This window comes from Geodermatophilus obscurus (genome assembly GCF_900115395.1).
In the GTDB taxonomy this organism is placed as follows: Bacteria; Actinomycetota; Actinomycetes; order Mycobacteriales; family Geodermatophilaceae; genus Geodermatophilus; species Geodermatophilus obscurus_B.
Map to the genome: position 1 here is coordinate 131,419 of NZ_FOWE01000007.1, position 22,689 is coordinate 154,107.

General features: G+C 75.1%; 19 protein-coding genes. 11 read left to right on the top strand and 8 right to left on the bottom strand.

The window, feature by feature from the left end:
• Positions 1–58 precede the first annotated feature (58 nt).
• The 3 genes from glgB (at position 59) to BM165_RS15035 (ending at position 6,014) form a co-directional block, all read left to right on the top strand.
• Positions 59–2,923, top strand: coding sequence for a 1,4-alpha-glucan branching protein GlgB (gene glgB / locus BM165_RS15025; protein WP_075014364.1), 2,865 nt, complete (start codon positions 59–61; stop codon positions 2,921–2,923).
• A 211-nt stretch (positions 2,924–3,134) separates the two neighbouring features.
• Positions 3,135–4,526, top strand: a complete 1,392-nt coding sequence (locus BM165_RS15030) for a neutral zinc metallopeptidase (RefSeq protein WP_075014365.1) — start codon at positions 3,135–3,137, stop codon at positions 4,524–4,526.
• Positions 4,527–4,613: 87 nt separating this feature from the next.
• Positions 4,614–6,014, top strand: a complete 1,401-nt coding sequence (locus BM165_RS15035) for a neutral zinc metallopeptidase (RefSeq protein ID WP_075014366.1) — start codon at positions 4,614–4,616, stop codon at positions 6,012–6,014.
• Between the two features lie 15 nt (positions 6,015–6,029).
• Here the strand turns inward: BM165_RS15035 and BM165_RS15040 are convergent, their stop codons facing one another.
• Complete coding sequence (locus tag BM165_RS15040; RefSeq protein ID WP_083427381.1) at positions 6,030–6,998, bottom strand: tetratricopeptide repeat protein; 969 nt, start codon at positions 6,996–6,998, stop codon at positions 6,030–6,032.
• A 34-nt stretch (positions 6,999–7,032) separates the two neighbouring features.
• Positions 7,033–7,566 carry a MarR family winged helix-turn-helix transcriptional regulator gene (locus tag BM165_RS15045; RefSeq protein ID WP_075014367.1) on the bottom strand — a complete coding sequence of 178 codons (534 nt, stop codon included), beginning with the start codon at positions 7,564–7,566 and terminating at the stop codon, positions 7,033–7,035.
• A 213-nt stretch (positions 7,567–7,779) separates the two neighbouring features.
• On the opposite strand from BM165_RS15045, the gene BM165_RS15050 reads away from it, so the two are divergent.
• Positions 7,780–8,604 carry an endonuclease domain-containing protein gene (locus BM165_RS15050; RefSeq protein ID WP_244274245.1) on the top strand — a complete coding sequence of 275 codons (825 nt, stop codon included), beginning with the start codon at positions 7,780–7,782 and terminating at the stop codon, positions 8,602–8,604.
• A gap of 56 nt (positions 8,605–8,660) precedes the next feature.
• On the opposite strand, the gene BM165_RS15055 is transcribed toward BM165_RS15050, so the two are convergent.
• Genes BM165_RS15055 through BM165_RS15065 form a run of 3 tightly spaced genes read right to left on the bottom strand, consistent with a single transcriptional unit; the run spans position 8,661 to position 12,371 of the window.
• A complete protein-coding gene (locus tag BM165_RS15055) occupies positions 8,661–10,127 on the bottom strand; it encodes a phytoene desaturase family protein (RefSeq protein WP_075014369.1) in 1,467 nt (488 codons plus the stop codon).
• A 37-nt stretch (positions 10,128–10,164) separates the two neighbouring features.
• Complete coding sequence (gene meaB, locus BM165_RS15060) at positions 10,165–11,184, bottom strand: methylmalonyl Co-A mutase-associated GTPase MeaB (RefSeq protein ID WP_083427382.1); 1,020 nt, start codon at positions 11,182–11,184, stop codon at positions 10,165–10,167.
• Positions 11,181–12,371, bottom strand: a complete 1,191-nt coding sequence (locus BM165_RS15065; protein ID WP_075014370.1) for an acetyl-CoA C-acetyltransferase — start codon at positions 12,369–12,371, stop codon at positions 11,181–11,183. Before BM165_RS15065 ends, meaB begins: the two co-directional genes overlap by 4 nt.
• Positions 12,372–12,540: 169 nt before the next feature.
• On the opposite strand from BM165_RS15065, the gene mce reads away from it, so the two are divergent.
• From mce to BM165_RS15095, 6 genes are all read left to right on the top strand, one after another.
• Positions 12,541–12,993, top strand: coding sequence for a methylmalonyl-CoA epimerase (mce, locus tag BM165_RS15070; RefSeq protein ID WP_075014371.1), 453 nt, complete (start codon positions 12,541–12,543; stop codon positions 12,991–12,993).
• Between the two features lie 121 nt (positions 12,994–13,114).
• Entirely contained in the window at positions 13,115–14,446 is a 1,332-nt protein-coding gene (gene ccrA / locus BM165_RS15075) for a crotonyl-CoA carboxylase/reductase (RefSeq protein ID WP_075014372.1), read from the top strand.
• Positions 14,447–14,599: 153 nt separating this feature from the next.
• Entirely contained in the window at positions 14,600–16,033 is a 1,434-nt protein-coding gene (locus tag BM165_RS15080) for a flotillin family protein (RefSeq protein ID WP_075014373.1), read from the top strand.
• Positions 16,034–16,086: 53 nt separating this feature from the next.
• Positions 16,087–17,037 carry a hypothetical protein gene (locus tag BM165_RS15085; RefSeq protein WP_075014374.1) on the top strand — a complete coding sequence of 317 codons (951 nt, stop codon included), beginning with the start codon at positions 16,087–16,089 and terminating at the stop codon, positions 17,035–17,037.
• Positions 17,038–17,196: 159 nt separating this feature from the next.
• Positions 17,197–18,030 (top strand): DUF4397 domain-containing protein, encoded by an 834-nt coding sequence (locus tag BM165_RS15090; protein WP_244274246.1) that lies wholly within the window; start codon positions 17,197–17,199, stop codon positions 18,028–18,030.
• A complete protein-coding gene (locus BM165_RS15095) occupies positions 18,027–18,677 on the top strand; it encodes a class F sortase (RefSeq protein ID WP_244274247.1) in 651 nt (216 codons plus the stop codon). The genes BM165_RS15090 and BM165_RS15095 overlap by 4 nt, the downstream gene beginning before the upstream one ends.
• On the opposite strand, the gene BM165_RS15100 is transcribed toward BM165_RS15095, so the two are convergent.
• From BM165_RS15100 to nucS, 3 genes are all read right to left on the bottom strand, one after another.
• Positions 18,674–18,982, bottom strand: coding sequence for a hypothetical protein (locus tag BM165_RS15100; RefSeq protein ID WP_075014376.1), 309 nt, complete (start codon positions 18,980–18,982; stop codon positions 18,674–18,676). The two genes, BM165_RS15095 and BM165_RS15100, sit on opposite strands and share 4 nt — an antisense overlap.
• A gap of 17 nt (positions 18,983–18,999) precedes the next feature.
• Entirely contained in the window at positions 19,000–20,781 is a 1,782-nt protein-coding gene (locus BM165_RS15105) for a 3-hydroxyacyl-CoA dehydrogenase family protein (RefSeq protein ID WP_075014377.1), read from the bottom strand.
• A 335-nt stretch (positions 20,782–21,116) separates the two neighbouring features.
• Positions 21,117–21,815 (bottom strand): endonuclease NucS, encoded by a 699-nt coding sequence (nucS, locus tag BM165_RS15115; RefSeq protein ID WP_244274248.1) that lies wholly within the window; start codon positions 21,813–21,815, stop codon positions 21,117–21,119.
• Between the two features lie 38 nt (positions 21,816–21,853).
• On the opposite strand from nucS, the gene BM165_RS15120 reads away from it, so the two are divergent.
• On the top strand, positions 21,854–22,687 hold the full coding sequence (locus BM165_RS15120; RefSeq protein ID WP_083427383.1) for a hypothetical protein: 834 nt from the start codon (positions 21,854–21,856) through the stop codon (positions 22,685–22,687).
• Positions 22,688–22,689: the final 2 nt, after the last annotated feature.

Below are 22,689 nucleotides of genomic sequence, written 5' to 3' on the forward strand. Positions count from 1 at the left end.
GCAGCACGGGGGCACCCCAGCGCGACACGTACGCAGACGAGAGGACGGCAGAGCGACGATGACCGACCCGACACTCCCTCCGGGGACGCCCACCGCCCACGAGACCGCGGACGCGCCGGCCTCCAAGGAGGAGCTGCAGCGGGTGGTCGAGGAGCGCGCCGCCCAGGCCGAGGCCGCTGAGGCCGAGCCGGTCGTGAACCCCACCCCGGCCAAGAAGGCCGCCGCGAAGAGGGCACCGGCTAAGAAGGCCCCCGCCAAGAAGGCCGCCGCGAAGAAGGCGCCCGCGAAGAAGGCCCCCGCCGCGACGGCGACCGCAGCCGACGGCGACGCCCCGGTGAAGGCGACCCGCAAGCGCGCCCCCGGGAAGCGGACGGTCGCCGACACCATCGCCGAGCCCACGGCCGACGTCATGGCGGAGCAGGGTGGTACGGCCACGCCCGTCGTCGCTCCGGCGCCGATCGCCGAGCCCGCCTCACCGTCGGGGGCGCCCGCGGGGCAGCCCACGCCGCCCGACCCCGACCCGGCGGGGCCCTCGACCCCGCAGGCACCCGCGGAGTCGCCGTCCGAGTCGCCTTCGGAGTCCCCCTCCGAGCCGCCCGCCGACGTCGCATCGGCGCCGGCCACCGACGGTGGCGGCCTGGCCTCCGGCGCCGGCGGCGAGGGCACGCACGGCGGGACCGACGACGTCACCGAGGAGGACCTGCGGGCGATCGTCGACGGCTGGTCGCGCGACCCGCACCGGGTCCTCGGCGCCCACCCGTCCGGTGACGGCTGGGTGGTGCGGTGCCTGCGTCCCGACGCGTCCGCCGTCGTCGTCGTCGACCAGGACGACAGCCGCTACGAGGCGCGCCGGGTCCACGCCGGCGGCGTCTTCGAGGCGCCCCTCCCCGCCCAGCCCGGCGACTACCGGCTGGAGGTCACCTACGGGGAGGACACCTTCACCGTCGACGACCCCTACCGGTGGCTGCCCACCCTCGGCGAGCTCGACCAGTACCTCATCGGCGAGGGCCGCCACGAGCGGCTGTGGGACGTGCTCGGCGCGCACGTGCGCCGTTACGACACCCCGCGCGGCACCGTCGAGGGCGTCTCGTTCGCGGTGTGGGCGCCCAACGCCCAGGGCGTGAAGGTCACCGGCGACTTCGACTACTGGGAGGCCCGCGCCTACCCCCTGCGCCAGCTCGGCGCGATCGGCGTCTGGGAGATCTACCTCCCGGGGGTGCCGGTGGGGAGCCGCTACCGCTTCCACGTGCTCGGCGCCGACGGCGTCTGGCGGGAGAAGGCCGACCCGATGGCCTTCGCCACCGAGGTGCCGCCGCTCAACGCCTCGGTCGTCACCGAGTCGACCTACGAGTGGCACGACGACGCGTGGCTGGCCGAGCGCGAGCGCGGGGGCTGGCACGAGCGGCCGATGAGCGTCTACGAGGTGCACCTGGGCTCCTGGCGGCAGGGGCTGTCCTACCGGCAGCTGGCCGACGAGCTCGTCGACTACGCCGCCTCCGCCGGGTTCACCCACCTGGAGTTCCTCCCCGTCGCCGAGCACCCCTTCGGCGGCTCCTGGGGCTACCAGGTCACCAGCTACTACGCCCCGACGTCGCGCTTCGGCAGCCCCGACGACCTGCGCTACCTCGTCGACCGGGCGCACCAGGCCGGGATCGGCGTCATCGTCGACTGGGTGCCCGCGCACTTCCCGAAGGACGAGTGGGCGCTGGGCCGCTTCGACGGCACCGCCCTCTACGAGCACGCCGACCCCCGCCGCGGTGAGCAGCCCGACTGGGGCACGCTGGTGTTCAACTTCGGCCGCACCGAGGTGCGCAACTTCCTCGTCGCCAACGCGCTGTTCTGGTGCCAGGAGTTCCACATCGACGGGCTGCGCGTCGACGCCGTCGCCTCGATGCTCTACCTCGACTACTCGCGCAAGGACGGCGAGTGGGTGCCCAACGTGCACGGCGGGCGGGAGAACCTGGAGGCGGTGTCCTTCCTCCAGGAGGTCAACGCGACCGTCTACCGCGAGGTGCCGGGCGTGGTGACCATCGCCGAGGAGTCGACCGCCTGGCCCGGCGTCACCCGGCCCACCCACCTGGGCGGCCTGGGCTTCGGGTTGAAGTGGAACATGGGCTGGATGCACGACTCGCTGGGCTACGTGGCCCGGCAGCCGGTGCACCGCAGCTACCACCACAACCAGCTGACGTTCTCGATGATGTACGCCTACTCCGAGAACTACGTGCTCCCCGTCAGCCACGACGAGGTCGTGTACGGCAAGGGCTCGCTGCTGCGGAAGATGCCCGGCGACCGCTGGCAGCAGCTGGCCGGCGTCCGCGGCTACCTGGCCTACATGTGGTCCCACCCCGGCAAGCAGTTGCTGTTCATGGGCTCGGAGTTCGCCCAGGACGGCGAGTGGGCGGAGAGCCGCTCGCTGGACTGGTGGCACCTCGACGACCCCGCGCACCGGGGCGTGCTGCAGCTGGTCACCGACCTCAACGCCCGGTACCGGGAGCTCGAGGCGCTGTGGTCGCTCGACGTCGACCCGGCCGGCTTCCAGTGGATCGACGCCAACGACGCCACGGGCAACGTCATCAGCTTCCTGCGCTACGGCCGCCCGAAGACGGCGGACGTGCCCACCCCCGCCCAGGCGTCGGAGTCCGGCGACCCCGGGGAGACGCCGGAGGGCGGGCAGACGCCGGGTCAGGTGCTGGCGGTCGTGTGCAACTTCTCCGGTTCCCCGCACCACGGCTACCGCATCGGCCTGCCCCGCGGCGGCCGCTGGCGGGAGGTGCTCAACACCGACGCCGAGGGCTACGGCGGCTCGGGCGTCGGCAACTACGGCGGCGTGGACGCCGTCGAGGAGTCGTGGCACGGCCAGCCGTTCTCGGCGACCGTGGCCGCGCCCCCGCTGGGCACCGTCTGGCTGCTGCACGAGGGCTGACCGCCGGGCACGACCGGGCCGCGAGGACCGACGACGGGGCCGTCCCACCCGCTGGAGTGGGGCGGCCCCGTGCCGTGCGCGGACCCGTTCCGCGCCGACCCCTGCCCGTGCATCATGGCCCGGCTCCGCGCCGCCCCGGCGGCGCGGACCGGTCCCCCGCGCACCCGGCTCCCCGGGTGCCAGCACCCGGCAGAGAAGGAACCCCGGCTCCATGAGGCATGTCCTGCGCCGTGCAGTTGCCGCGGCAGCGGTGGGCAGCGTGCTGCTCACCGGTTGTGCGAGCACCGTCTCCGGCATCGCGTCGCGGGGCGCCAGCGTGCCCGAGGACGTCCCCGCCGACGAGTTCCCGATCACCGGTGCCGCGGACAACGAGACCGACCGGCTCGCCCGCAACGCGCTGGCCGACCTGGACACCTTCTGGTCGCAGGCCTACCCCGAGTACTTCGGCGAGGAGTACCAGCCGCTCGCCGGCGGCTACTTCTCCGTCGACTCCACCGCCATCGACGAGTCGGCCTACCCGGAGCACGGCATCGGCTGCGACCGCGCGCCCACCGACCCCGAGGAGGTGGCGAACAACGCGCACTACGACCCCAACTGCGACGTCGTCGCCTACGACCGCGCGCTGCTCGAGCAGCTCAGCGCGGAGAACGGCCCCTACCTCGGTCCCGCGGTCATGGCGCACGAGATCGGTCACGCGATGCAGAACCGGTTCGGCTACGCCGACTCGGCGATCATCGTCGAGACGCAGGCCGACTGCCTGGCCGGCGCGTTCACCCGCTGGGTGGTCGACGGCAACGCCGAGCACGTCTCCCTCCGCGTGGCCGAGCTCGACCAGGTGGTGCTCGGGTTCATCGGCCTGAGCGACCCGGTCGGTTTCGACCCCGACGACCAGCGCGCCCACGGCTCCGGCTTCGACCGGATGTCGGGCTTCTTCGCCGGCTACGAGGGCGGCGTCGGCAGCTGCCGCGACGAGTTCACCGAGGACCGGCTGTTCACCGCCACCGAGTTCACCACCCAGGACGACCTGGACAACGAGGGGAACGCCCCCTACGACGAGATCGGGGGGATCATCGGCACGACCCTCCCGGCGTTCTACGAGTCGGTGTTCCCCGGCCTCGGCGAGCAGTTCACCGCGCCGGAGGTGGAGTCCTTCGACGGCACCGCGCCGGCGTGCGGCGACATGGGCGCCGAGGACCGGGACCTCGGCTACTGCGAGGCCGACGGCACCGTCTACGTCGACGAGTCCGACCTGCTGGCCCCGGCCTACGAGCAGATCGGCGACTTCGCCGTCGCCACCGCCGTCTCCCTGGCCTACGCGCAGGCCGCCCGCGCCCAGCTCGGCCTGTCCATCGACGACGCCGCGGCGGTGGACTCCGCGGTCTGCCTGACCGGCTGGTACGCGGGCCGGTTCTGGACCGGCGACTACCAGGCCCAGGACATCACCATCTCCCCCGGCGACGTCGACGAGGCGGCCGTCTTCCTGCTCACCTACGGCCAGACCGAGGGCGTCTTCCCCAACACCGACCTGTCGGGCTTCGAGATGGTCGACGCCTTCCGCGACGGCTTCCTCAACGGCGGCGCCGGTTGCGAGATCGGCCTCTGACCCCTGGCGGCTGCCGCACGGCGCCCGTCGCCCCTGTGACGGGCGCCGTCCGCGTTCGGGTCGTGCTCCGCCGGGTAGGGGGCGGCGGTGAGCTCCTCCGCCCGCGACCGGGGCGTCCTCGCCGCGCTGCTGACCCTCGCCGTCCTCGTCACGTCGGGGTGCTCCTACGTCGTCATCGGCGAGGCCCGCTCGCAGGGCATGCCGACCGAGTCGGTCGACGACGGGACGCTGACCGTCGTCGGCGCCACCGACGGGCCGATCGACACCCTGGCCCGCAACGCGCTCGCCGACCTGGAGACGTACTGGTCGGCCACCTTCCCCGACGTCTACGGCCAGGCGTTCCAGCCGCTGACCGGCGGCTACTTCAGCGTCGACCCGAACGACGTCGACCCCTCGCTCTACCCGGAGGGCATCGGCTGCGGCACCGATCCGCGGGAGCTGGAGAACAACGCCTTCTACTGCTCGGCTCAGGGCGCGCCCAACTCCGACTCGATCAGCTACGACCGCGCCTTCCTCGGTGAGCTGGCCGCCGAGTACGGCGAGGTCCTGCCGCAGCTGGTGATGGCGCACGAGTTCGGCCACGCGGTGCAGGGCCGGGTCGGCTACCCGGAGGCCTCGATCGCCACCGAGACCCAGGCTGACTGCCTGGCCGGCGCGTGGACGGCGTGGGTGGCCGAGGGCAACGGCGACTACGCCACCATCGACACCGCCGACCTCGACCAACTGCTGCGCGGCTACTTCCTGCTGCGCGACCCGGTGGGCACCGGCACCGGTGAGCAGCAGGCCCACGGCTCCTACTTCGACCGCGTCTCGGCCTTCCAGGAGGGCTTCGACGACGGCCCGACGGCGTGCCGCGACAACTACGGCCCCGGCCGCGTCTTCACCCAGGGCGAGTTCACCAGCGACGAGGACTTCGCCAGCGGCGGCAACGCGCCCTTCACCGACACGACCGAGACGATCCTCCCCAACTCGCTGTCGGAGTTCTGGGGCCGGGCGTTCACCGAGGTGCTCGACGCCGAGTTCACCGAGCCGCAGCTCGACAGCACCTCCGGCGCCCCGGACTGCGCCGCCGACGCCGTCGCGCTGGTCTACTGCGCCGACGGCGGGGACGGCGCCGGGCTGGTCGCCTACGACACGGGCTTCGCCGAGCAGGCCTACGACGAGTTCGGCGACTACGCCGTCGTCACGGGCGTGGCCATCCCCTACGCGCTGGCCGCCCGCGAGCAGCTGGGCCTGTCCACCGACGACACCGAGGCCCTGCAGTCGGCGGTGTGCCTCACCGGCTGGTACTCCGCGCAGGTCTACAACGGCGAGCTGGAGTCGGTGACGATCTCCCCCGGCGACATCGACGAGAGCGTGCAGTTCCTGCTCACCTACGGCAACGACCCCGACGTGCTCGCCGACGTCGAGCTGACGGGGTTCCAGCTGGTCGACCTGTTCCGGGCCGGCTTCCTCAACGGCGCCGAGCCCTGCGACGTCGGCGTCTAGACGGGGATCCCGTCCTCAGAAGAGGGCGGCCATCAGCTGGCGGCGGGCCGCGATCACCCGCGGGTCCTCGCCGCCGACGACCTCGAAGAGCCCGACGAGGTGCTGGCGCGCCTGGTCACGGTCCTCGCCGGACGTCCGCCGGACGACGTCGACCAGGCGGGTGAAGGCGCCCTCGACGTCGCCGGTGCCGAGCTGGAAGTCCGCGGCGCGGGTCTGCGCGGCGACGTCGTCGGGGGCGGCGTCGGCGCGGGCGAGCGCGTCGGGACCGGCGGCGTCGGCGCGGCGGAAGAGCTGCACCTGCCGCAGCGCCAGGCCGGCGACCGGGTGGTCGGGCTCGGCGTCGACGATGGCCTGGTAGGCGGCCTCGGCAGCCTCGAGGTCACCACGCTCCAGCGCCGCCTCCGCGGCGTCGAGCCGGGGGTCCTCCAGGCCGTCGTCCCCGGCGGGCTCCTCGCCCGGGACCGCGCCGCCGGTCGTGGCGCGCACCAGCTCGGTGACGAACTGGCGGGCCTGCTCCTCGGGGATGGCGCCGGTGAACTCGGCGACGAGCTGGCCCTGCCACACGGCCTTCACCGCCGGGATGCCCTGGACCCGCAGGCCCTGGGCGAGCGCGGGGTTGGCGTCGACGTCGACCTTGGCCAGCACCCAGGAGCCGCCGCCCTCGGCGGCCAGCCGCTCGAGCACGGGGGAGAGCTGCTTGCACGGCCCGCACCACTCGGCCCACAGGTCGAGCACGACCGGCACCTGGAAGGAGCGGTCGAGGACCTCGGTCTGGAACGTGGCCTCGGTGACGTCCACGACCGCCGACCCGGGGGCGCCGGCGGGGACGGCCGCACTCGGCGGCGGGGCGGCCTGGGCCCGCGCGGCGGCCTCGTTGCGCGCCTTGACGGCGGCGAGGTCGACCGCACCGGCGAGGGAGGCGGCCAGCTGGGCCTGCTGGGCCTGTGCGCGCGGGTCGGGGCGTCCGGGACGGGTGGGCTGCATGCCCCCATGATCCCACCGGCCCGATCGGGCGGTGTCAGCCCTCGGCGGACGGGGCGGGGTCGACCCCGGCGACGTCGCCGGCACCCAGCCTGACCCGCCGCAGGACCTCGAAGAGCGTCTCCTGCTCGGCCGCGGGCAGCTCGCCGAGGCCGAAGTCGAGTGCGGTGAGCTCCCCGGTGGCGACCTCGACCACCGCGCGTCCGCGCTCGGTGATGCCGGCCAGCACGCCGCGGCCGTCGGCGGGGTTGGGCCGGCGGTCGACGAAGCCGGCCGCGACCAGCCGGTCGATCGCGTTGGTGACGCTCGTGGGGTGCACCATCAGCCGGCTGCCGATCACCTTCAGCGGCAGCTGCCCGGTGCGGCTGAAGGTGAGCAGGACGAGCACCTCGTAGCGGGCGAAGGTCAGCCCGTGCGGGCGCAGCACCTCGTCGAAGCGGGCGAGCAGGATCTGCTGGACCCGGAACACCGACGTCGCCGCGCGCATCGCCGCGGCCGGACCGAAGCGCTGCTCCCAGGTCTCCCCCGCGCGCTCGATCGGGTCGAACGGCAGCCCCAGCGCCCGGACCATGGGGCCGACGCTACCTCCCACGTGATCCACCACCTCGCCGAGAGGCGTCCCAACGCGGTCTCTGGACCACGGTCACCGCGGCGGCGCGCATCTCGCTGGACCTGTGGACGGCGCGAGCGGGGCGCCCGACTCGCGGCAGCATCCCGGCTCGTGCCGCCCAGCCCACACCGCCCGCCCGAGCTGACCGGGCGGGCGTTCCGCGGGTCAGCGGTCGTGCGCGCAGGCCTCCTGACGCCGGCCCAGCTCCGATCGTCGGCGTGGCGCCAGCTGTACCCCGACGTGTACGCGTGCACGACCCTGGACGTCGACCACGCGGCCCGGGCGCAGGCCGTGGCGCGGCTCCTCCTGCCCGACGCCGTCGTGATCGGACGCAGCGCCGCCGTCCTCTGGGGCGTGGTCCTGGCCGGTGCCGCGGAGCCGGTGTCCTGCAGCGTGTCGCCGTCGTGCCGTGCCGATGCACTCGACAGGGTGGTGCTCACCCGCAGGAGGCTGACGGCCGGCGAGGTGACGAGGCGCGGCTCCACCCAGGTGACCACGCCCCTGCGCACCGCGCTGGACCTGTGCCGCGGCCGCCCGCTCGACGACGCGGTCGTCGACCTCGACCGGTTCCTCGCCCACGGGCTCGTCGACCTGGCCTCGGTGCGCTCCGCCGCCCGCGGCCTGACCGGGCGCGACTGCCGCCACGTCCGGTCGGTCGCCGCGCTCGCCGACGGCCTGGCCGGCTCACCGCAGGAGACCCGGCTGCGCCTGCTGCTGGCCCGGGCCGGACTCCCGGCTCCGGTGGCGCAGTTCATCGTCCGCGACGGCGCCCGGTTCGTGGCCCGGGTCGACTTCGCCTGGCCCGAGCACCGACTGGCGCTCGAGTACGACGGCGCCTGGCACGGCGGGACGGCACAGTTCCGCGCCGACCGGGCCCGGCTCAACGCGGTCGCGTCCGCCGGGTGGCGCACCGTGTTCGCGACCGCGGTGGACCTCCGGCGCCCCGCCGGCCTGCTCGACCTGCTACGGCGACACATGGCCGCGCGGACATCCGCCTGACCGAGGTCACCCGGCGTGGGTGACCTCCACGAGCCGCATCTCGACGCCTGCAGGTCTCAGACGGCGGGACGCAGGCGGGGCACCTCGCGGACGCCGAACACCTCGCGCAGCGCCACGCGCGCGGCGTTGTCACCGCACGCACCGTGCACCGCGGGACCGGGCGGGGTGGCCGCCGAGGCCAGGTACACGCCGTCGACCGGGGTCTTGTACGTGTTCCAGCGCGGCACCGGGCGGAAGAGCATCTGCTGCAGCGACGCCTCGCCGTTGGAGATGTCCCCGCCGATGTGGTTGGGGTTCCACGCCTCCATCGCCGGCGCGTTCTTCACCGCCCGCTCGAGCACCGTGTCCCGGAAGCCGGGCGCGAACCGCTCGACCTGCGCCTCGATCGCCTCGGTCATGTCGACGTCGGACCCGTGCGGTACGTGCACGTACGCCCAGAACACGTGCCCGCCCTCCGGCGCCCGGGTCGGGTCGACGACGGTCGGCTGGACGGCGAGCACGTAGGGACGGTCGGTGATGCGCCCGGCCGCCGACGCCGCCTCCCCGGCCATGGTCTCCTGCAGGCTGCCCGCGACGTGGATGGTGCCCGCCCGGCGCACCTCGGGGTGGGTCCAGGGCACCGGCTCGGACAGCACCCAGTCGATCTTGAACACCCCCGCACCGTGCTTGTACCGCGACACCCATCGCCGGTAGCCCTCGTGCACCCGGTCGCCGGCCATGTCCACGAACGCGCGCGGGGTGGTGTCGAGCAGCACCGCGGGGACGCCGTCGAACTCGCGCAGGTCGGTGACCCGGTGCCCGGTGACCACCTCGCCGCCCTGCTGCTCCAGCGCCCGGACCATCGCGTCGGCGAGGTTCTGCGAGCCGCCCTCGACCAGCGGCCAGCCCCGGTGGTGGGCCAGCATCCCGAGCACCATGCCGAGCCCGGCGGTCAGCGGCCGGCCGAGGTCGAGCATCCCGTGGGCGGCGGCGCCGGCGATGAGCGCCTGCGCCTCGTCGGTGCCGAACCACCGGTGGACCAGCCAGCGCACGTTCGGCAGCGCGTTCAGCGCGAAGTGGGTGACGGCGCCGACGCTGCGGGTGGGCAGTCGGCGCAACCGGCTCATGAGGAAGAAGTCGATGACGTCCTGCGCGGACTCCACCAGCGGCCCGAACAGCCGCTGGTACGCCGCGGCGTCGGCCCCCAGGCCGGCGGCGGTCTCCTCCAGCGAGTGGTAGGACACCGCTGCCCGGCCGCCGTCGAGGGGGTGGGCGTAGGCCACCTCGGGGTGCACCAGCCGCACGCCGCGGCTGGGCAGGTCGAACTCGCGGAAGAAGGGGGCGGCCGCGGCCATTGGGTGCACGATCGAGCAGGTGTCGTGCCGGTAGCCCGGCCGCGTCAGCTCCTCGGTCCGCATCCCCCCGCCGGGCTTGTCGGCCGCCTCGACCACCTGCACCCGCAGGCCCGCGGCGGCCAGCCGGAGGGCTGCGGCCAGCCCGTTGGGTCCCGCTCCGACGACGACGGCGTCCGGCTTCCCGTTCACCCGGCCAGTGTCCCCGTGCGGGGTCGGGGCTGCGCGGTCACAGGGATGCCAGGAGACGGTCGGCGGCGCGGTAGGGGTCGGTCCCCCCCGCCACCACCTCACCGGCCAGCGCCGCCAGCGCCGCCGAACCGCGGACCTCGCCGATCCGCGCGCGGAGCCCGGCCAGGGCGATCGCCTCGATCTCGCGGGCGGCCCGCTCCGCGCGGCGCCGGGCGCCCTCCCCCGACCCCGACAGCCACCGGCGGTGCGCCTCCACCTCGGCGAGCACCCGGTCGACACCCTCGTCCCGCGCGGCCACGGTCCGCACGATCGGTGGCCGCCACGCGCCCGGCGCGGTGTGCCGGCCGCCGAGGGACTGCGCGTAGCGCAGGTCGCGCACGGTGGCATCGGCGCCGTCGCGGTCGGCCTTGTTGACGACGAGCAGGTCGGCCACCTCGAGGATCCCGGCCTTGGCCGCCTGGATGCCGTCGCCCATCCCCGGCGCCACCAGCACCAGCGTGGTGTCGGCCAGCGCGGCGATCTCCAGCTCCGACTGCCCGACGCCGACGGTCTCGACCAGCACGACGTCGCAGCCGGCCGCGTCGAGCACCCGCAGCGCCTGCGGGGTCGCCCACGCCAGGCCGCCGAGGTGCCCGCGCGAGGCCATCGACCGGATGTAGACGCCGGGGTCGCCGGCGTGGTCCTGCATCCGCACCCGGTCGCCGAGCAGCGCCCCGCCGGAGAACGGCGACGACGGGTCGACGGCGAGCACGCCGACCCGCCTGCCCGCGGCCCGCAGCGCGCGCACCAGCGCCGTCGTCGTCGTGGACTTGCCCACGCCGGGCGCCCCGGTCAGCCCCAGCACCTGGGCGTGCCCGGTGTGCGGCGCGAGCGCCGCGGCGACGTCGCGCAGCAGCGGGCTGGCGTCCTCGACCAGCGAGATCAGCCGGGCCACCGCGCGGGCCTCACCGTCGCGGGCGCGCGCCACCAGGTCGGGGACGTCGACGGCGCCGCGCCCCCGTCGCCCGCGGAGGGCGGCGGGGGCGCCGGTCCGGACCGCGACGTCCTCCGGGGTCACGCCTTCGCGGGCACGTGCAGGATCAGCGCGTCGCCCTGGCCGCCGCCGCCGCACAGCGCGGCAGCACCCACCCCGCCACCGCGGCGGCGCAGCTCCAGCGCGACATCCAGGACGACGCGGGCGCCGCTCATGCCGATCGGGTGGCCCAGGGCGATCGCCCCGCCGTTGGGGTTGACCTTCTCCGGGTCGATCCCCAGCTCCCGCGTCGAGACGAGGGCGACGGCGGCGAAGGCCTCGTTGAACTCGACCAGGTCGAGGTCCTTGGGGTCGATGCCCTCCCGCTCGCAGGCCTTCTCGACCGCGCGCGACGGCTGGCTCTGCAGGGTGGCGTCCGGTCCGGCCACGACGCCGTGGGCGCCGATCTCGGCGATCGGGGTGATGCCCAGTTCCGCGGCCTTCCCGGCGCTCATCACCACGACCGCGCACGCGCCGTCGGAGATCTGCGAGGCCGTGCCGGCGGTGATCGTGCCGTCCTCGGCGAAGGCCGGCTTCAGCCGGGCCAACGTCTCGACCGTGGTGTCGGCGCGCACGCCCTCGTCCTCGCGGAACTCGACGGGGTCGCCCTTGCGCTGCGGGATGAGCACCGGGGTGATCGACTCGTCGAAGATGCCGTTCTTCCCGGCGCGGGCGGCCTTCTGGTGACTCTCCGCGGCGAAGGCGTCCTGCTCCTCGCGGGTGAGGCCGTACCGGCTGTTCGCGCGCTCGGTCAGCTCGCCCATGGCGACCTGGTCGAAGGTGTCCGACAGCCCGTCGTGCGCCATGGCGTCGACGAGCTTCGCGTCGCCGTACTTGGTGCCGGTGCGGGAGCTCGGCAGCAGGTGCGGGGCCTGGGTCATCGACTCCTGGCCGCCGGCGACGACGACGTCGAACTCACCGGCGCGGATGAGCTGGTCGGCCATCGCGATGGCGCTCATGCCCGAGAGGCAGACCTTGTTGACGGTCATCGCCGGCACGGTCATCGGGATGCCGGCGGCCACGGCCGCGGGGCGGGCGGGGTTCTGGCCGGCGCCGGCCTGGAGCACCTGCCCCATGATCACGTAGTCGACCTGGTCGCCGGTGATGCCCGCCCGCTCCAGGGCGGCCTTGATGGCGATGCCGCCGAGGTCGGCCGCCGAGAAGTCCTTGAGCGAGCCGAGGAGCCGGCCCATGGGGGTCCGGGCGCCGCCGACGATGACCGAGCGGGACATGCTGCCTCCAGGAACGCGTCGCCGACACCGGCGACCACGGGTCGGGCCGCGCGAGCGCAGCGCGGCGGTGTGGCCCGGCCAGGATAGATCGCCCGGGCGGGTGTGAGACCCGGCGTGATGCGTGCCACACGGAGGAGTCGTCTCAGACGTCTTGCGTCAAGATGGCCCGATGACCGACGACGCCGTGGGCCTGCCGGCCGAGCTGTTCACCACCGTCGACCACGTCGGGATCGCCGTCCCGGACCTCGACGAGGCGATCGCCTTCTACGCCCGGACCTTCGGCGTGCGCTCGGTGCACGAGGAGACCAACGAGGAGCAGGGCGTGCGCGAGGCGATGCTCGCCGTCGGCACCGGTGACACCCGCATCCAGCTTCTCGCGCCGCTCACGCCCGAGTCGACGATCGCGAAGTTCATCGGCCGGTCCGGCCCCGGCCTGCAGCAGCTGGCCTTCCGCGTCGAGGACGTCGAGGCCGCGGCCGCCACCCTGCGCGAGCGTGGCCTGCGCCTGCTCTACGACACCCCGAGGCGCGGGACGTCGGGCAGCCGCGTCAACTTCGTGCACCCCAAGGACGCCGGCGGCGTGCTCGTCGAGCTCGTCGAGCCCGCTCACACCTCCTCCTGACCCCCGGGGCCGGGCACGACACCCCCTCGGGACCGGCCTGCCCGCGCCTGGTTACCGACCGGTAACCTGCCGCCCGCACCACCCTCCGCCCTCCGAGCCGACGAAGACCCGGGAGTGACACGTGGACGCCATCAGGGACGCCATCCTCGCCGACCAGCTCAGCGACATCGGCGGGCTGCCGGTGCCGGAGTCCTACCGGGCGGTCCTCGTCCGCAAGGACGAGCAGGACATGTTCGCCGGGATGCCCACCCGCGAGAAGGACCCGCGCAAGTCCCTCCACGTGGAGGAGGTGCCCACCCCGGAGCTCGGCCCGGGTGAGGCGATCGTGGCCGTGATGGCCTCCTCGGTGAACTACAACACCGTCTGGACGTCGATCTTCGAGCCGGTGTCCACCTTCGGGTTCCTGGAGCGCTACGGCCGGCAGAACGACCTGACCAGGCGGCACGACCTGCCCTACCACGTGGTCGGCTCCGACCTCGCCGGCGTCGTGCTGCGGGTGGGCCCGGGCGTGAACAGGTGGAAGCCCGGCGACGAGGTCGTGGCCCACTGCCTGTCGGTGGAGCTGGAGGACCCGGCCGGCCACGACGACACGATGATGGACCCGCAGCAGCGGATCTGGGGCTTCGAGACCAACTTCGGCGGCCTGGCCGAACTCGCGCTGGTCAAGAGCAACCAGCTCATGCCCAAGCCCGCGCACCTGTCCTGGGAGGAGGCGGCGGCCCCCGGGCTGGTCAACTCCACCGCGTACCGGCAGCTGGTGTCCCGCAACGGCGCGGGTATGAAGCAGGGCGACGTCGTGCTGATCTGGGGCGCCTCCGGCGGGCTGGGCTCCTACGCCACCCAGATGGCCCTCAACGGCGGCGCCATCCCCGTCTGCGTGGTCTCCAGCCCCGAGAAGGCCGCGATCGTGCGCTCGCTGGGCGCCGAGCTGGTCATCGACCGCTCTGCGGAGGGCTACCGGTTCTGGAAGGACGAGGACACCCAGGACCCGAAGGAGTGGCAGCGGTTCGGCAAGCGGATCCGCGAGCTCACCGGCGGCGACGACGTCGACATCGTCTTCGAGCACCCCGGCCGGGAGACCTTCGGGGCGAGCGTCTACGTCGCCAAGAAGGGCGGCACGATCGTCACCTGCGCCTCCACCAGCGGGTACATGCACTCCTACGACAACCGCTACCTGTGGATGAACCTCAAGCGGATCGTCGGCTCGCACTTCGCCAACTACAAGGAGGCGTGGGAGGCCAACCGGCTCATCGACAAGGGCCTGATCCACCCGACCCTGTCGAGGACCTACGCGATGGACGAGGTCGGCCAGGCCGCCTACGACGTCCACCACAACCTGCACCAGGGCAAGGTCGGCGTGCTGACCCTCGCCCCCGAGGAGGGGCTCGGCGTCAAGGACGCCGCCAAGCGCGAGCAGCACCTCTCCGCGATCAACCGCTTCCGCGGCGTCTAGCACCCACCGCCCGGGCGCCGTTCCGCGGCGCCCGGGCACCCCGGGGGGGACCGCTCCGTTGGACCACGGGGCGCGGTCCGGGGACACTTCCGGCCCGGTGCCGGGCCCGAACGACAGGCTGACGACCTCCCCCGACTCTGCGAGGATGACCGCATGACCGATCCCCGCCGCGACCTGCTGCCCATGCGCGAGGCGCAGCACTCGTTCGACGTGGTGCTGCGGGGTTACGACCGCCACCAGGTGGCCGAGACCATCGAGCGGCTCGAGGCCGACATCCGGGTGGCGCTCGCCGACCGGGACGCCGCGGCCGCCCGCGTGAGCGACCTCGCCGGCCAGCTGTCGGCCATGCACGCGGAGATCGACGAGCTGCGCCGCAAGGCCGCCAACCAGGGCCCGGCGACGTTCGAGAACATGAGCGGGCGCATCTCGCACATGCTGCGGCTGGCCGAGGAGGAGGCCGCGGAGATCCGGTCCACCGCCGAGCAGGAGGCCCGCGCGCTGCGCGAGCAGACCGCCGCCGAGGAGCGGGCGATGCTCGAGCGGCACGCCGCCGGGCAGGCCGAGGTGGAGCGGATGCTCGCCGAGGCCCGGCAGAACGCCGAGCAGATCGCCAGCAAGGCACAGATCCGCGCCGACGAGCTGGTCACCAAGGCGCAGGAGAAGGTCGCCCGTCTCGAGGCGGAGTCCCACGCCCGCCGTACCAAGGTGGAGGAGGACTTCGAGATCGCCCAGCGGGCGCGCCGGATGGACGCCGCCCGCCTGGAGGAGGAGCGCGAGCGGGCCTCGATCCAGGCCGCCCAGGAGCGGGTCGCGGCGGCCGAGGCACACGCCGCACGCGTCGTCGGCGAGGCCGAGGCCTCCGCCGCCGCCATCCGCCGGGTCCGCGACGAGCTCACCGCCCGGCTGACCGAGGCTCGGCGGGTGCTCACCGCGCTGCCCGACCTCGCCGACCGCCCGCAGCAGCGGCCGGGCGTGCCGCAGCAGGTGCAGCAGCAGGGCCAGCACCCGCAGGCGCCGTCGCAGCCGGGTCAGCAGCAGCGCCCGGGGGCGACCGAGGAGGTCCGCGTGCAGCGGCGCGAGCCGGAGGGCCCGCAGACCGCGGTCCAGCCGGTCGCCGGGCCGCCCACCGCCGTGCAGCCGGCCGTCGGGCCGCAGACCGCCGTCCAGCGTGCGGTCGGGCCCCAGACCGGGGGGCAGCCGGCCGGTACGCGCCCGTCGCCGCACCCCCGCGGTCCCGAGACCCCGGCCCGCGGGGCCGGGGAGGCCGCGGCCGCCCAGCAGCCCACGCGCTCGCCCGCGTCCTCTCCCCAGCCGCCCGCTCCCCAGTCCCCGTCGGCCCAGGCGCCGTCGACCCAGCCGGCCGCCCCGCAGCCGGAGACGCCGTCGTCCGAGCAGACCCAGCAGATCCGCCCGGTGCACACCAGCGGCCAGGACGAGGGCCGGCACTCCGGCGGGTCGACGCGGGTGACCGAGCAGGCCCGCCCGGCCGAGGACGCGCCCGCCCCGGAGGGTCCGCCGACGCTGGTGCAGCCGGCCGCCTCCCCGCGGGACACCGGCAGCCAGCCCGCGGTCCCCGGGCGCCGCTGATCCACCGGCCGTCCGCCCGCGCGGACGGCGCCGCGGCAGGGTAGGCAGGACAGGTGCCTGACACCGCCGGACCGGGGAGACCCGGTCCGGCGTGCGGACCCCGCCACGCCGCCCCCGACGACGCCCCGCACTCGGCCCGGTCGGCGGCGCTCCCCCGCGTCCCCCGCCGGGCGCGGCACCGGCAGCGCCCGTGGTGGTCCGGCCTGCTCGCCCGCGGCAGCCTCCTCGCCCTCGTCCTGACGGCGTCCGTCGTCGTGGCCGCCCTGGTGACGCGGCCGGCCGGCGACGGCGGCACCCCCGCGGCGACACCGTCGTCCGCCGCACCGGCACCGGGTGGGCCGGGGCCGGCGGAGTGGCTGGCCGCCGCGCTGCCGCGGTCGACCGCCCTGGCCGCGTCCGCCGACGTCCGCGAGGACCTGACCGGCCAGGGTGTCCCCGCCGACCGGCTGCGCCCGGCCGAGGACGCCGACGCGTCCGGCAGCCTGCTCGCCGTCGCCGGCCCGGCGCCGCCCGGCTCGCGGGTGGTCGCCCGGTTCGACCGGCCCGGGGAGGGCAGCGAGCTCCTGGTGGTCGATCCACGGCCCGGCGAGCCGACCGCCGAGCAGCGCGAGCGGCGGCGGTCGCTGGCAGCGGCGCTGCTGGCCAACCCGACCACCGGCGCCGACCCCGCCGTGGCGGCGGTCCTGCAGTCCGGGGAGGTCGACCTGCGGCTGCTCAGCCTGCTGGCCGCGCTCGCCGCGGGTGAGGGAGTCGGGATCGCGGCCCTGCCCCCGCTGCCCGGCGAGGAGGGCACCGCGACGCCGGCGCGGCGGGCGCTGCTCGACACCCTCGGCGGCGCACCCGTGCCCGCCGACCCGGCGGCCACCGAGCGGCTGCGCGGGTGGCTGGCCGCCCAGCTGCCCCCGTTCACGCCCGACGACGTGCAGGTCGGCGACGACGGGGTGCTGGTGTCCTTCCACTACGTCCCGGCGCCCGACTCCCTCGTCGCCGACGCCACCCGGTGACCGGCCCGGGGTGCGCGCCCCGGAGCGAGCGGGTAGACGTGGTGTCGCCCCCGGTCGCACGGCGCTGCCGACGTCCGGGGACGGACACGGGGAGGCACGGTGGCGGTGGCGAGGACGAGGGCGATCACGAGGACGAGCCGGATCCTGACGGTGGTGGCCGTGGCGGCCGCCGTCGCCGGGCTGCCGCTACCGGCCGCGACGGCGGCGGAGGGCGGGCTGCTGAGGCTGGCGCACCTGTCCCCCGACACCCCCGCGGTCGACGTGTACGTCGAGTCGGTCGCCGACCCGGCGGCCGAGCAGGTCTTCCCGGGGGTCGGCTACGGCACCGTGTCGGACTACCAGAGCGTCCCGGCCGGCACCTACGCGATCAGCATGCGGGCCGCGGGCGCCGACGCGGCCGGCCCACCGGTGCTCTCCACGACGGTGGAGGTGGGCCCGGGCACGGCCCACACCGTGGCCGGGGTCGGCCCCTTCGCCGACCTCGGACTGGAGGTGCTCGAGGACGACCTCACGCGGCCGGCGCCCGGCTCCTCCCGGCTGCGGGTCATCGCGGCGGCCTCCACCGCACCCCCGCTCGACGTCGCCGTGCCCGGTGGCGGGGCGGTGGCCACCGACGTCGCCTTCGCCGACACGACCGGGTACGTCGACGTCCCCGCCGGCGCCACCTCGATCACGGTGACCCCGGAGGGCGGGCAGCCCACCGAGCTGCCCGTCGAGGTGCGGGCCGGCTCGGTCTACAGCGTGCTGGTGCTCGACCGTCCCGGAGGCGGGCTCACCGTGCATGCGGTGCTGGACGCCGCCGGCCCCGGCGTCGTCCCCTCCGGCGGCGTGGAGGCCGGTGCGGGCGGTACGGCCGGGGCCGGGAGCCCGTCGCTGCTGTCCGTCGTCCTCACCGCCGGGGGCGGGTCGCTGGTGGCCGGGGCGGGGCTCGTGGCGGCCACGCGGCGCACGGCGGCCCGGTCGCGGCACGCCGCTCCTACCGGGACCCGGTGACCGTCCCGGCCCGGCGCCGCGCCGGGGCGCCCCGGCCGCGGCACCGCGCGCCGCGCCGGCAGGGAGCGGTCCTGCTGCGGCTGGTCCTCGCCCTGCTCGCGGCCGGCACCGGCACCGTGGTCCTGCTCGTACCCGGGTCGGCTCCCCCGGCGGACGCCGCACCGGCGTCGGGCCCGGTCGTCCTGGCCGCGCGGCCACCGGCGGCCGGGGTGGTGCCGCTGCGGGTGCGGGTGCCGGCCATCGGCGTGGACAGCGGGCTGGTCGACCTGGGCCTCGACGCCGCCGGCGCGCTCGAGGCGCCGGCCGGCCCCGCGCTGGCCGGCTGGTACGCGCAGGGACCCGCGCCGGGCGACGTCGGTCCCGCGGTCCTCGCCGGGCACGTCGACTCCCGCGTCGGGCCGGCGGTGTTCTTCCGCCTGCAGGAGCTCTCCGCCGGCGACGAGGTCCTCGTGGACCGGTCCGACGGCACGACGGCCCGCTTCACGGTGGACCGGGTGGAACGGCACCCCAAGGACGCGTTCCCGACCGACGCCGTCTACGGGCCGACGGCGGACGCGCAGCTGCGGCTGGTCACCTGCGGCGGCGACTTCGACCGCGCGGCGCGCAGCTACGCGGACAACGTGGTGGTCTTCGCGCGCGCCGCTTAGCGCCGGCGGTCGCGGGCCCGCCAGCAGGCGGTGTGCCAGTGCCGGCGCAGGTCGGCGGCGGAGTCGGTGTCCCAGGGGTCGAGGTCGGAGCCGCTGGGATAGGCCGGCCAGGTCACCAGGTGCGGCGTGCCGGGCCGGACCTCCTGGTCGCAGCCCGGGCAGCGGTAGGACTTGGTGCTCGCCGCACCGCTCAGCGACCGGACCACCCAGTCGCCGTCGCCGGCCTCCTCGACCGGGTCGGGACGGGCGAGCGGGGGGCGGCCGCCGGGCCGTCCCCCGCCGGCGCGACGTCCCCTGCGGGGCACCTCAGCGCCGGAGGTGGTCAGCGCGAGGAGTGGTCACGGAACCCGCGCCCGGTCTTGCGGCCGAGGTACCCGGCGGTCACCAGGTGCTCGAGCAGCGGCGCCGGGGCGAAGCCGGGCTCGCGGAACTCGGTGTAGAGCTCCCGCTCGATGGCCAGCGACACGTCGAGGCCCACGACGTCGAGCAGCTCGAAGGGGCCCATCGGGTAGCCGCAGCCGACCTTCATCGCGGCGTCGATGTCGTCAGCGGTCGCATAGTGCGCCTCGAGCATCTTCACCGCGTCGTTGAGGTAGGGGAACAGCAGCGCGTTGACGATGAACCCGGCCCGGTCGGAGCAGGAGACCGCGTGCTTGCCCAGCCGGGCGCAGACCGCGTGGGCGGTGGCCGCGACATCGGGAGCGGTGGCGATGGTGCTGACCACCTCGACCAGCTTCATCACCGGCGCGGGGTTGAAGAAGTGCAGGCCGACGACGTCGGCGGGCCGCTCGCTGGCCTTGGCGCACTCGATGACGGGCAGGCTCGACGTCGTCGTGGCGAGGACGGCGCCGGGCTTGGCGATCTCGCCGAGCGCGGCGAAGAGCGCCTGCTTGACCGGCAGCGACTCGACGACGGCCTCGATCACCAGGTCACGGTCGGCGAGGTCGTCCAGCGACGTGGTGCCGCGCACCCGGCCGAGGACCTCGTCGCGGCCGGCCTCGTCGAGGCGCCCGCGGGCGACCTGCTTGTCCAGCGACCTCTGCAGCGCGGTGCGGACCGCCTCGACCTTCTCCGGCGAGCGGGCCTGGAACAGCACGTCGTAGCCGCCCTTGGCGACCACCTCGACGATGCCGGTGGCCATCGTCCCGGAGCCGACGACGCCGACCAGCGACACCGAGCGGGCGCCCTGGGCGGCGGTGCCGGGCGCGGGGGTCGCGTCGTCGGGGACGACCTCGGCGGAGTCGCGGCCGGCGTAGGTGTAGAAGCCGCGGCCGGACTTCCGGCCCAGCAGGCCCGCGGTCATCATCTGCTTGATCACCGGGCTCGGCGCGTGCAGCCGGTCGCGCGACTGCTTGTACATCGTGTCGAGGATCTCGTAGGCGGTGTCGATGCCGATGAGGTCCATGAGGGCCAGCGGGCCCATCGGCAGGCCGCAGCCCAGCCGCATGGCCGCGTCGAGGTCCTCGCGGCTGGCGTAGCGGTTCTCGTACATCGAGACCGCGTGGTTGAGGTAGCCGAACAGCAGCGCGTTGGCGATGAACCCGGCCTTGTCGCCGATCGTCACGTCGACCTTGCCCAGCCGCGCGGCCAGGGCCTCGACGTCCTCGACGACGGAGGGCTCGGTGACCACGGTGCGCACGATCTCGACCAGCTTCATGACCGGCGCCGGGTTGAAGAAGTGCATCCCGATGACCTTGCTCGGCCGGCCGGTGGCCACCGACAGCTCGGTGACCGACAGGCTCGAGGTGTTGGTCGCCAGGATGGTGTCCGGCGGGCAGATCTTGTCCAGCTCCGCGAAGAGCTCCGTCTTGAGCTCCATCCGCTCGGGCACCGCCTCGATGACCAGCTCGGCGGCGGACAGGTCCTCCAGCGAGGTGGAGAAGCGGATCCGGCCGAGGATGGCGTCGCGGTCGGCGGGGTCGAGCTTGCCGCGCGCGACGGCCCTGCCCGTCGACTGCTCGACGTGGCCACGGCCGCGCTCGAGGGCGCCCTCGCTGACCTCCACGGCCGTCACCGACAGGCCCGCGCGGGCCAGCACCTCGGCGATCCCGGCACCCATCGTGCCCAGTCCCACCACGCCGACCTCGGTCAGTTCTCTGGCCACGCTGCCGTCTCCTCACGCCCGTTGGACCCCCGGAGTCTCCCACCCCGACGGCGGGGCCCCGCTCGTGGGTGGCGGCCCCGCTACCGTCCCCGGGGTGGTCGCGATCCTGGTCACCGGCACGTCCGGCACCGGCACGTCGACGGTCCGGCCGAGCCGGCCCGGCGCGGCCTCCGCGTCGTCGACACCGACCACGGGGGCTACGGCGTCGAGGTGCGGTCGGCCGCGGAGGCCCGGCCGGAACAGCTCTGGCGCGAGGACCCTCCGCGCCGCGGCGGACGCCGAGGTCGACACCCGCGCCCCGGTCGCCGAGGTCGCCGACCGCCTCGTGGCGATCGCTAGAAGAGGCGCTGGGTCGGGTCGTCCGTGCCCTTGAGCACGGCGTAGTCGACGGTCAGGCAGTCGATGCCGCGGTCGGCGGCGAGCACCCGCGCCTGCGGCTTGATCTCCTGCGCGGCGAAGACGCCCTTGACCGGGGCCAGCAGCGGGTCGCGGTTGAGCAGCTCGAGGTAGCGGGTGAGCTGCTCGACGCCGTCGATCTCCCCGCGCCGCTTGATCTCCACCGCCACGGTCGCGCCGCCGGCGTCGCGGCAGAGCAGGTCGACCGGGCCGATCGCCGTCGGGTACTCGCGGCGCACCAGCTGCCAGCCCTCCCCGAACGTCTCCACGTGCAGCGCCAGCAGCCGCTGCAGCTCCGCCTCGACGCCGTCCTTCTGCAGGCCCGGGTCGACGCCGAGCTCGTGGGAGGAGTCGTGCTCGACCGCCTCGATCGTGATGACGAGCTGCTCGCCGGCCTTGTTGGTGACCGTCCACGTGCCCGCCCCGTCGACGAGCTCGTCCTTCAGGGTGCAGGGCGGGCTCATCCAGTTGAGCGGCTTGTAGGCGCGGTCGTCGGCGTGCACCGACACCGAGCCGTCGGCCTTGACCAGCAGCAGCCGCGTGGCGAGGGGCAGATGGGCGGTGAGCCGCCCGATGTAGTCCACCGAGCAACGGGCGATGACCAGGCGCACGGGCGCCGACGGTACCGGTCGGGTCACGACGGGAACCGTGCAGGCGGGCCGGGCGTGGCAGGAGCGTGACGACGACGTCGACCGTGCGCGGTGCGTCCCTGCTGGCGGTCGCGCTGGCCCTGTCCGCCTGCGCCGGGAGCGGCGGGGACACCGCGGCGCCGTCGTCGTCGGCACCGCTCCCGACCGGGCTGGTGCTGCAGGTGGCCCTCACCGGCGGCTACACGACGCCGGAGGAGCTGGCGTCCCGGCTGCCCGTGGTCAGCGTCTACGGCGACGGACGGGTGCTGACCCAGGGCCCGCAGATCGAGATCTGGCCGGCGCCCGCCCTGCCGAACGTGCAGGTGCACCGGGTCGACGAGGCCACCGTCCGCGACCTCGTCGACCGGGCCGTCGCGGCCGGGGTGACGGGGACCGGCGACCTCGGCGAGCCGCCGGTCGCCGACGCCCCGACCACCCGGTTCACCCTGGTCACCGCGGAGGGCACCACCGTCCGGGACGTCTACGCGCTCAGCGAGACCCCCGCCGACACCCTGACCGCCGAGCAGGCCGGGGCCCGGGATCGGCTGCAGGGCCTGGTCGAGGAGCTCACCGCCGTGGACGGGGAGGGCGAGGGTTACCGGCCGCAGACCGTGGCCGCGGTCGTCCGCCCCTACAGCGGCGGCGACCCGGAGCTGCCGCAGCCCGACGTCGCCTGGCCGGGACCGGAGCTGCCGGGCAGCCCACTGGGCGCCGGCCTGACCTGCGTGAGCGCGACCGGGCAGCAGGCCGCCGACGTGCTGGCGGCGGCCGCCTCGGCCAACGCGCTCACCCCGTGGGTGGCCGCCGACGGCAGCCGCTGGTCGATCGCTTTCCGGCCGGTGCTGCCGCACGAGACCGGCTGCGCCGACCTCGCCGGTTGACC

Coding starts and splice junctions, on each gene's coding strand:
- BM165_RS15080 (WP_075014373.1), top strand. CDS start 14,600: ATGACCGATCCCCGCCGCGACCTGCTGCCCATGCGCGAGGCGCAGCAC.
- BM165_RS15065 (WP_075014370.1), bottom strand. CDS start 12,371: ATGTCCCGCTCGGTCATCGTCGGCGGCGCCCGGACCCCCATGGGCCGG.
- glgB (WP_075014364.1), top strand. CDS start 59: ATGACCGACCCGACACTCCCTCCGGGGACGCCCACCGCCCACGAGACC.
- mce (WP_075014371.1), top strand. CDS start 12,541: ATGACCGACGACGCCGTGGGCCTGCCGGCCGAGCTGTTCACCACCGTC.
- BM165_RS15030 (WP_075014365.1), top strand. CDS start 3,135: ATGAGGCATGTCCTGCGCCGTGCAGTTGCCGCGGCAGCGGTGGGCAGC.
- BM165_RS15040 (WP_083427381.1), bottom strand. CDS start 6,998: ATGCAGCCCACCCGTCCCGGACGCCCCGACCCGCGCGCACAGGCCCAG.
- BM165_RS15045 (WP_075014367.1), bottom strand. CDS start 7,566: ATGGTCCGGGCGCTGGGGCTGCCGTTCGACCCGATCGAGCGCGCGGGG.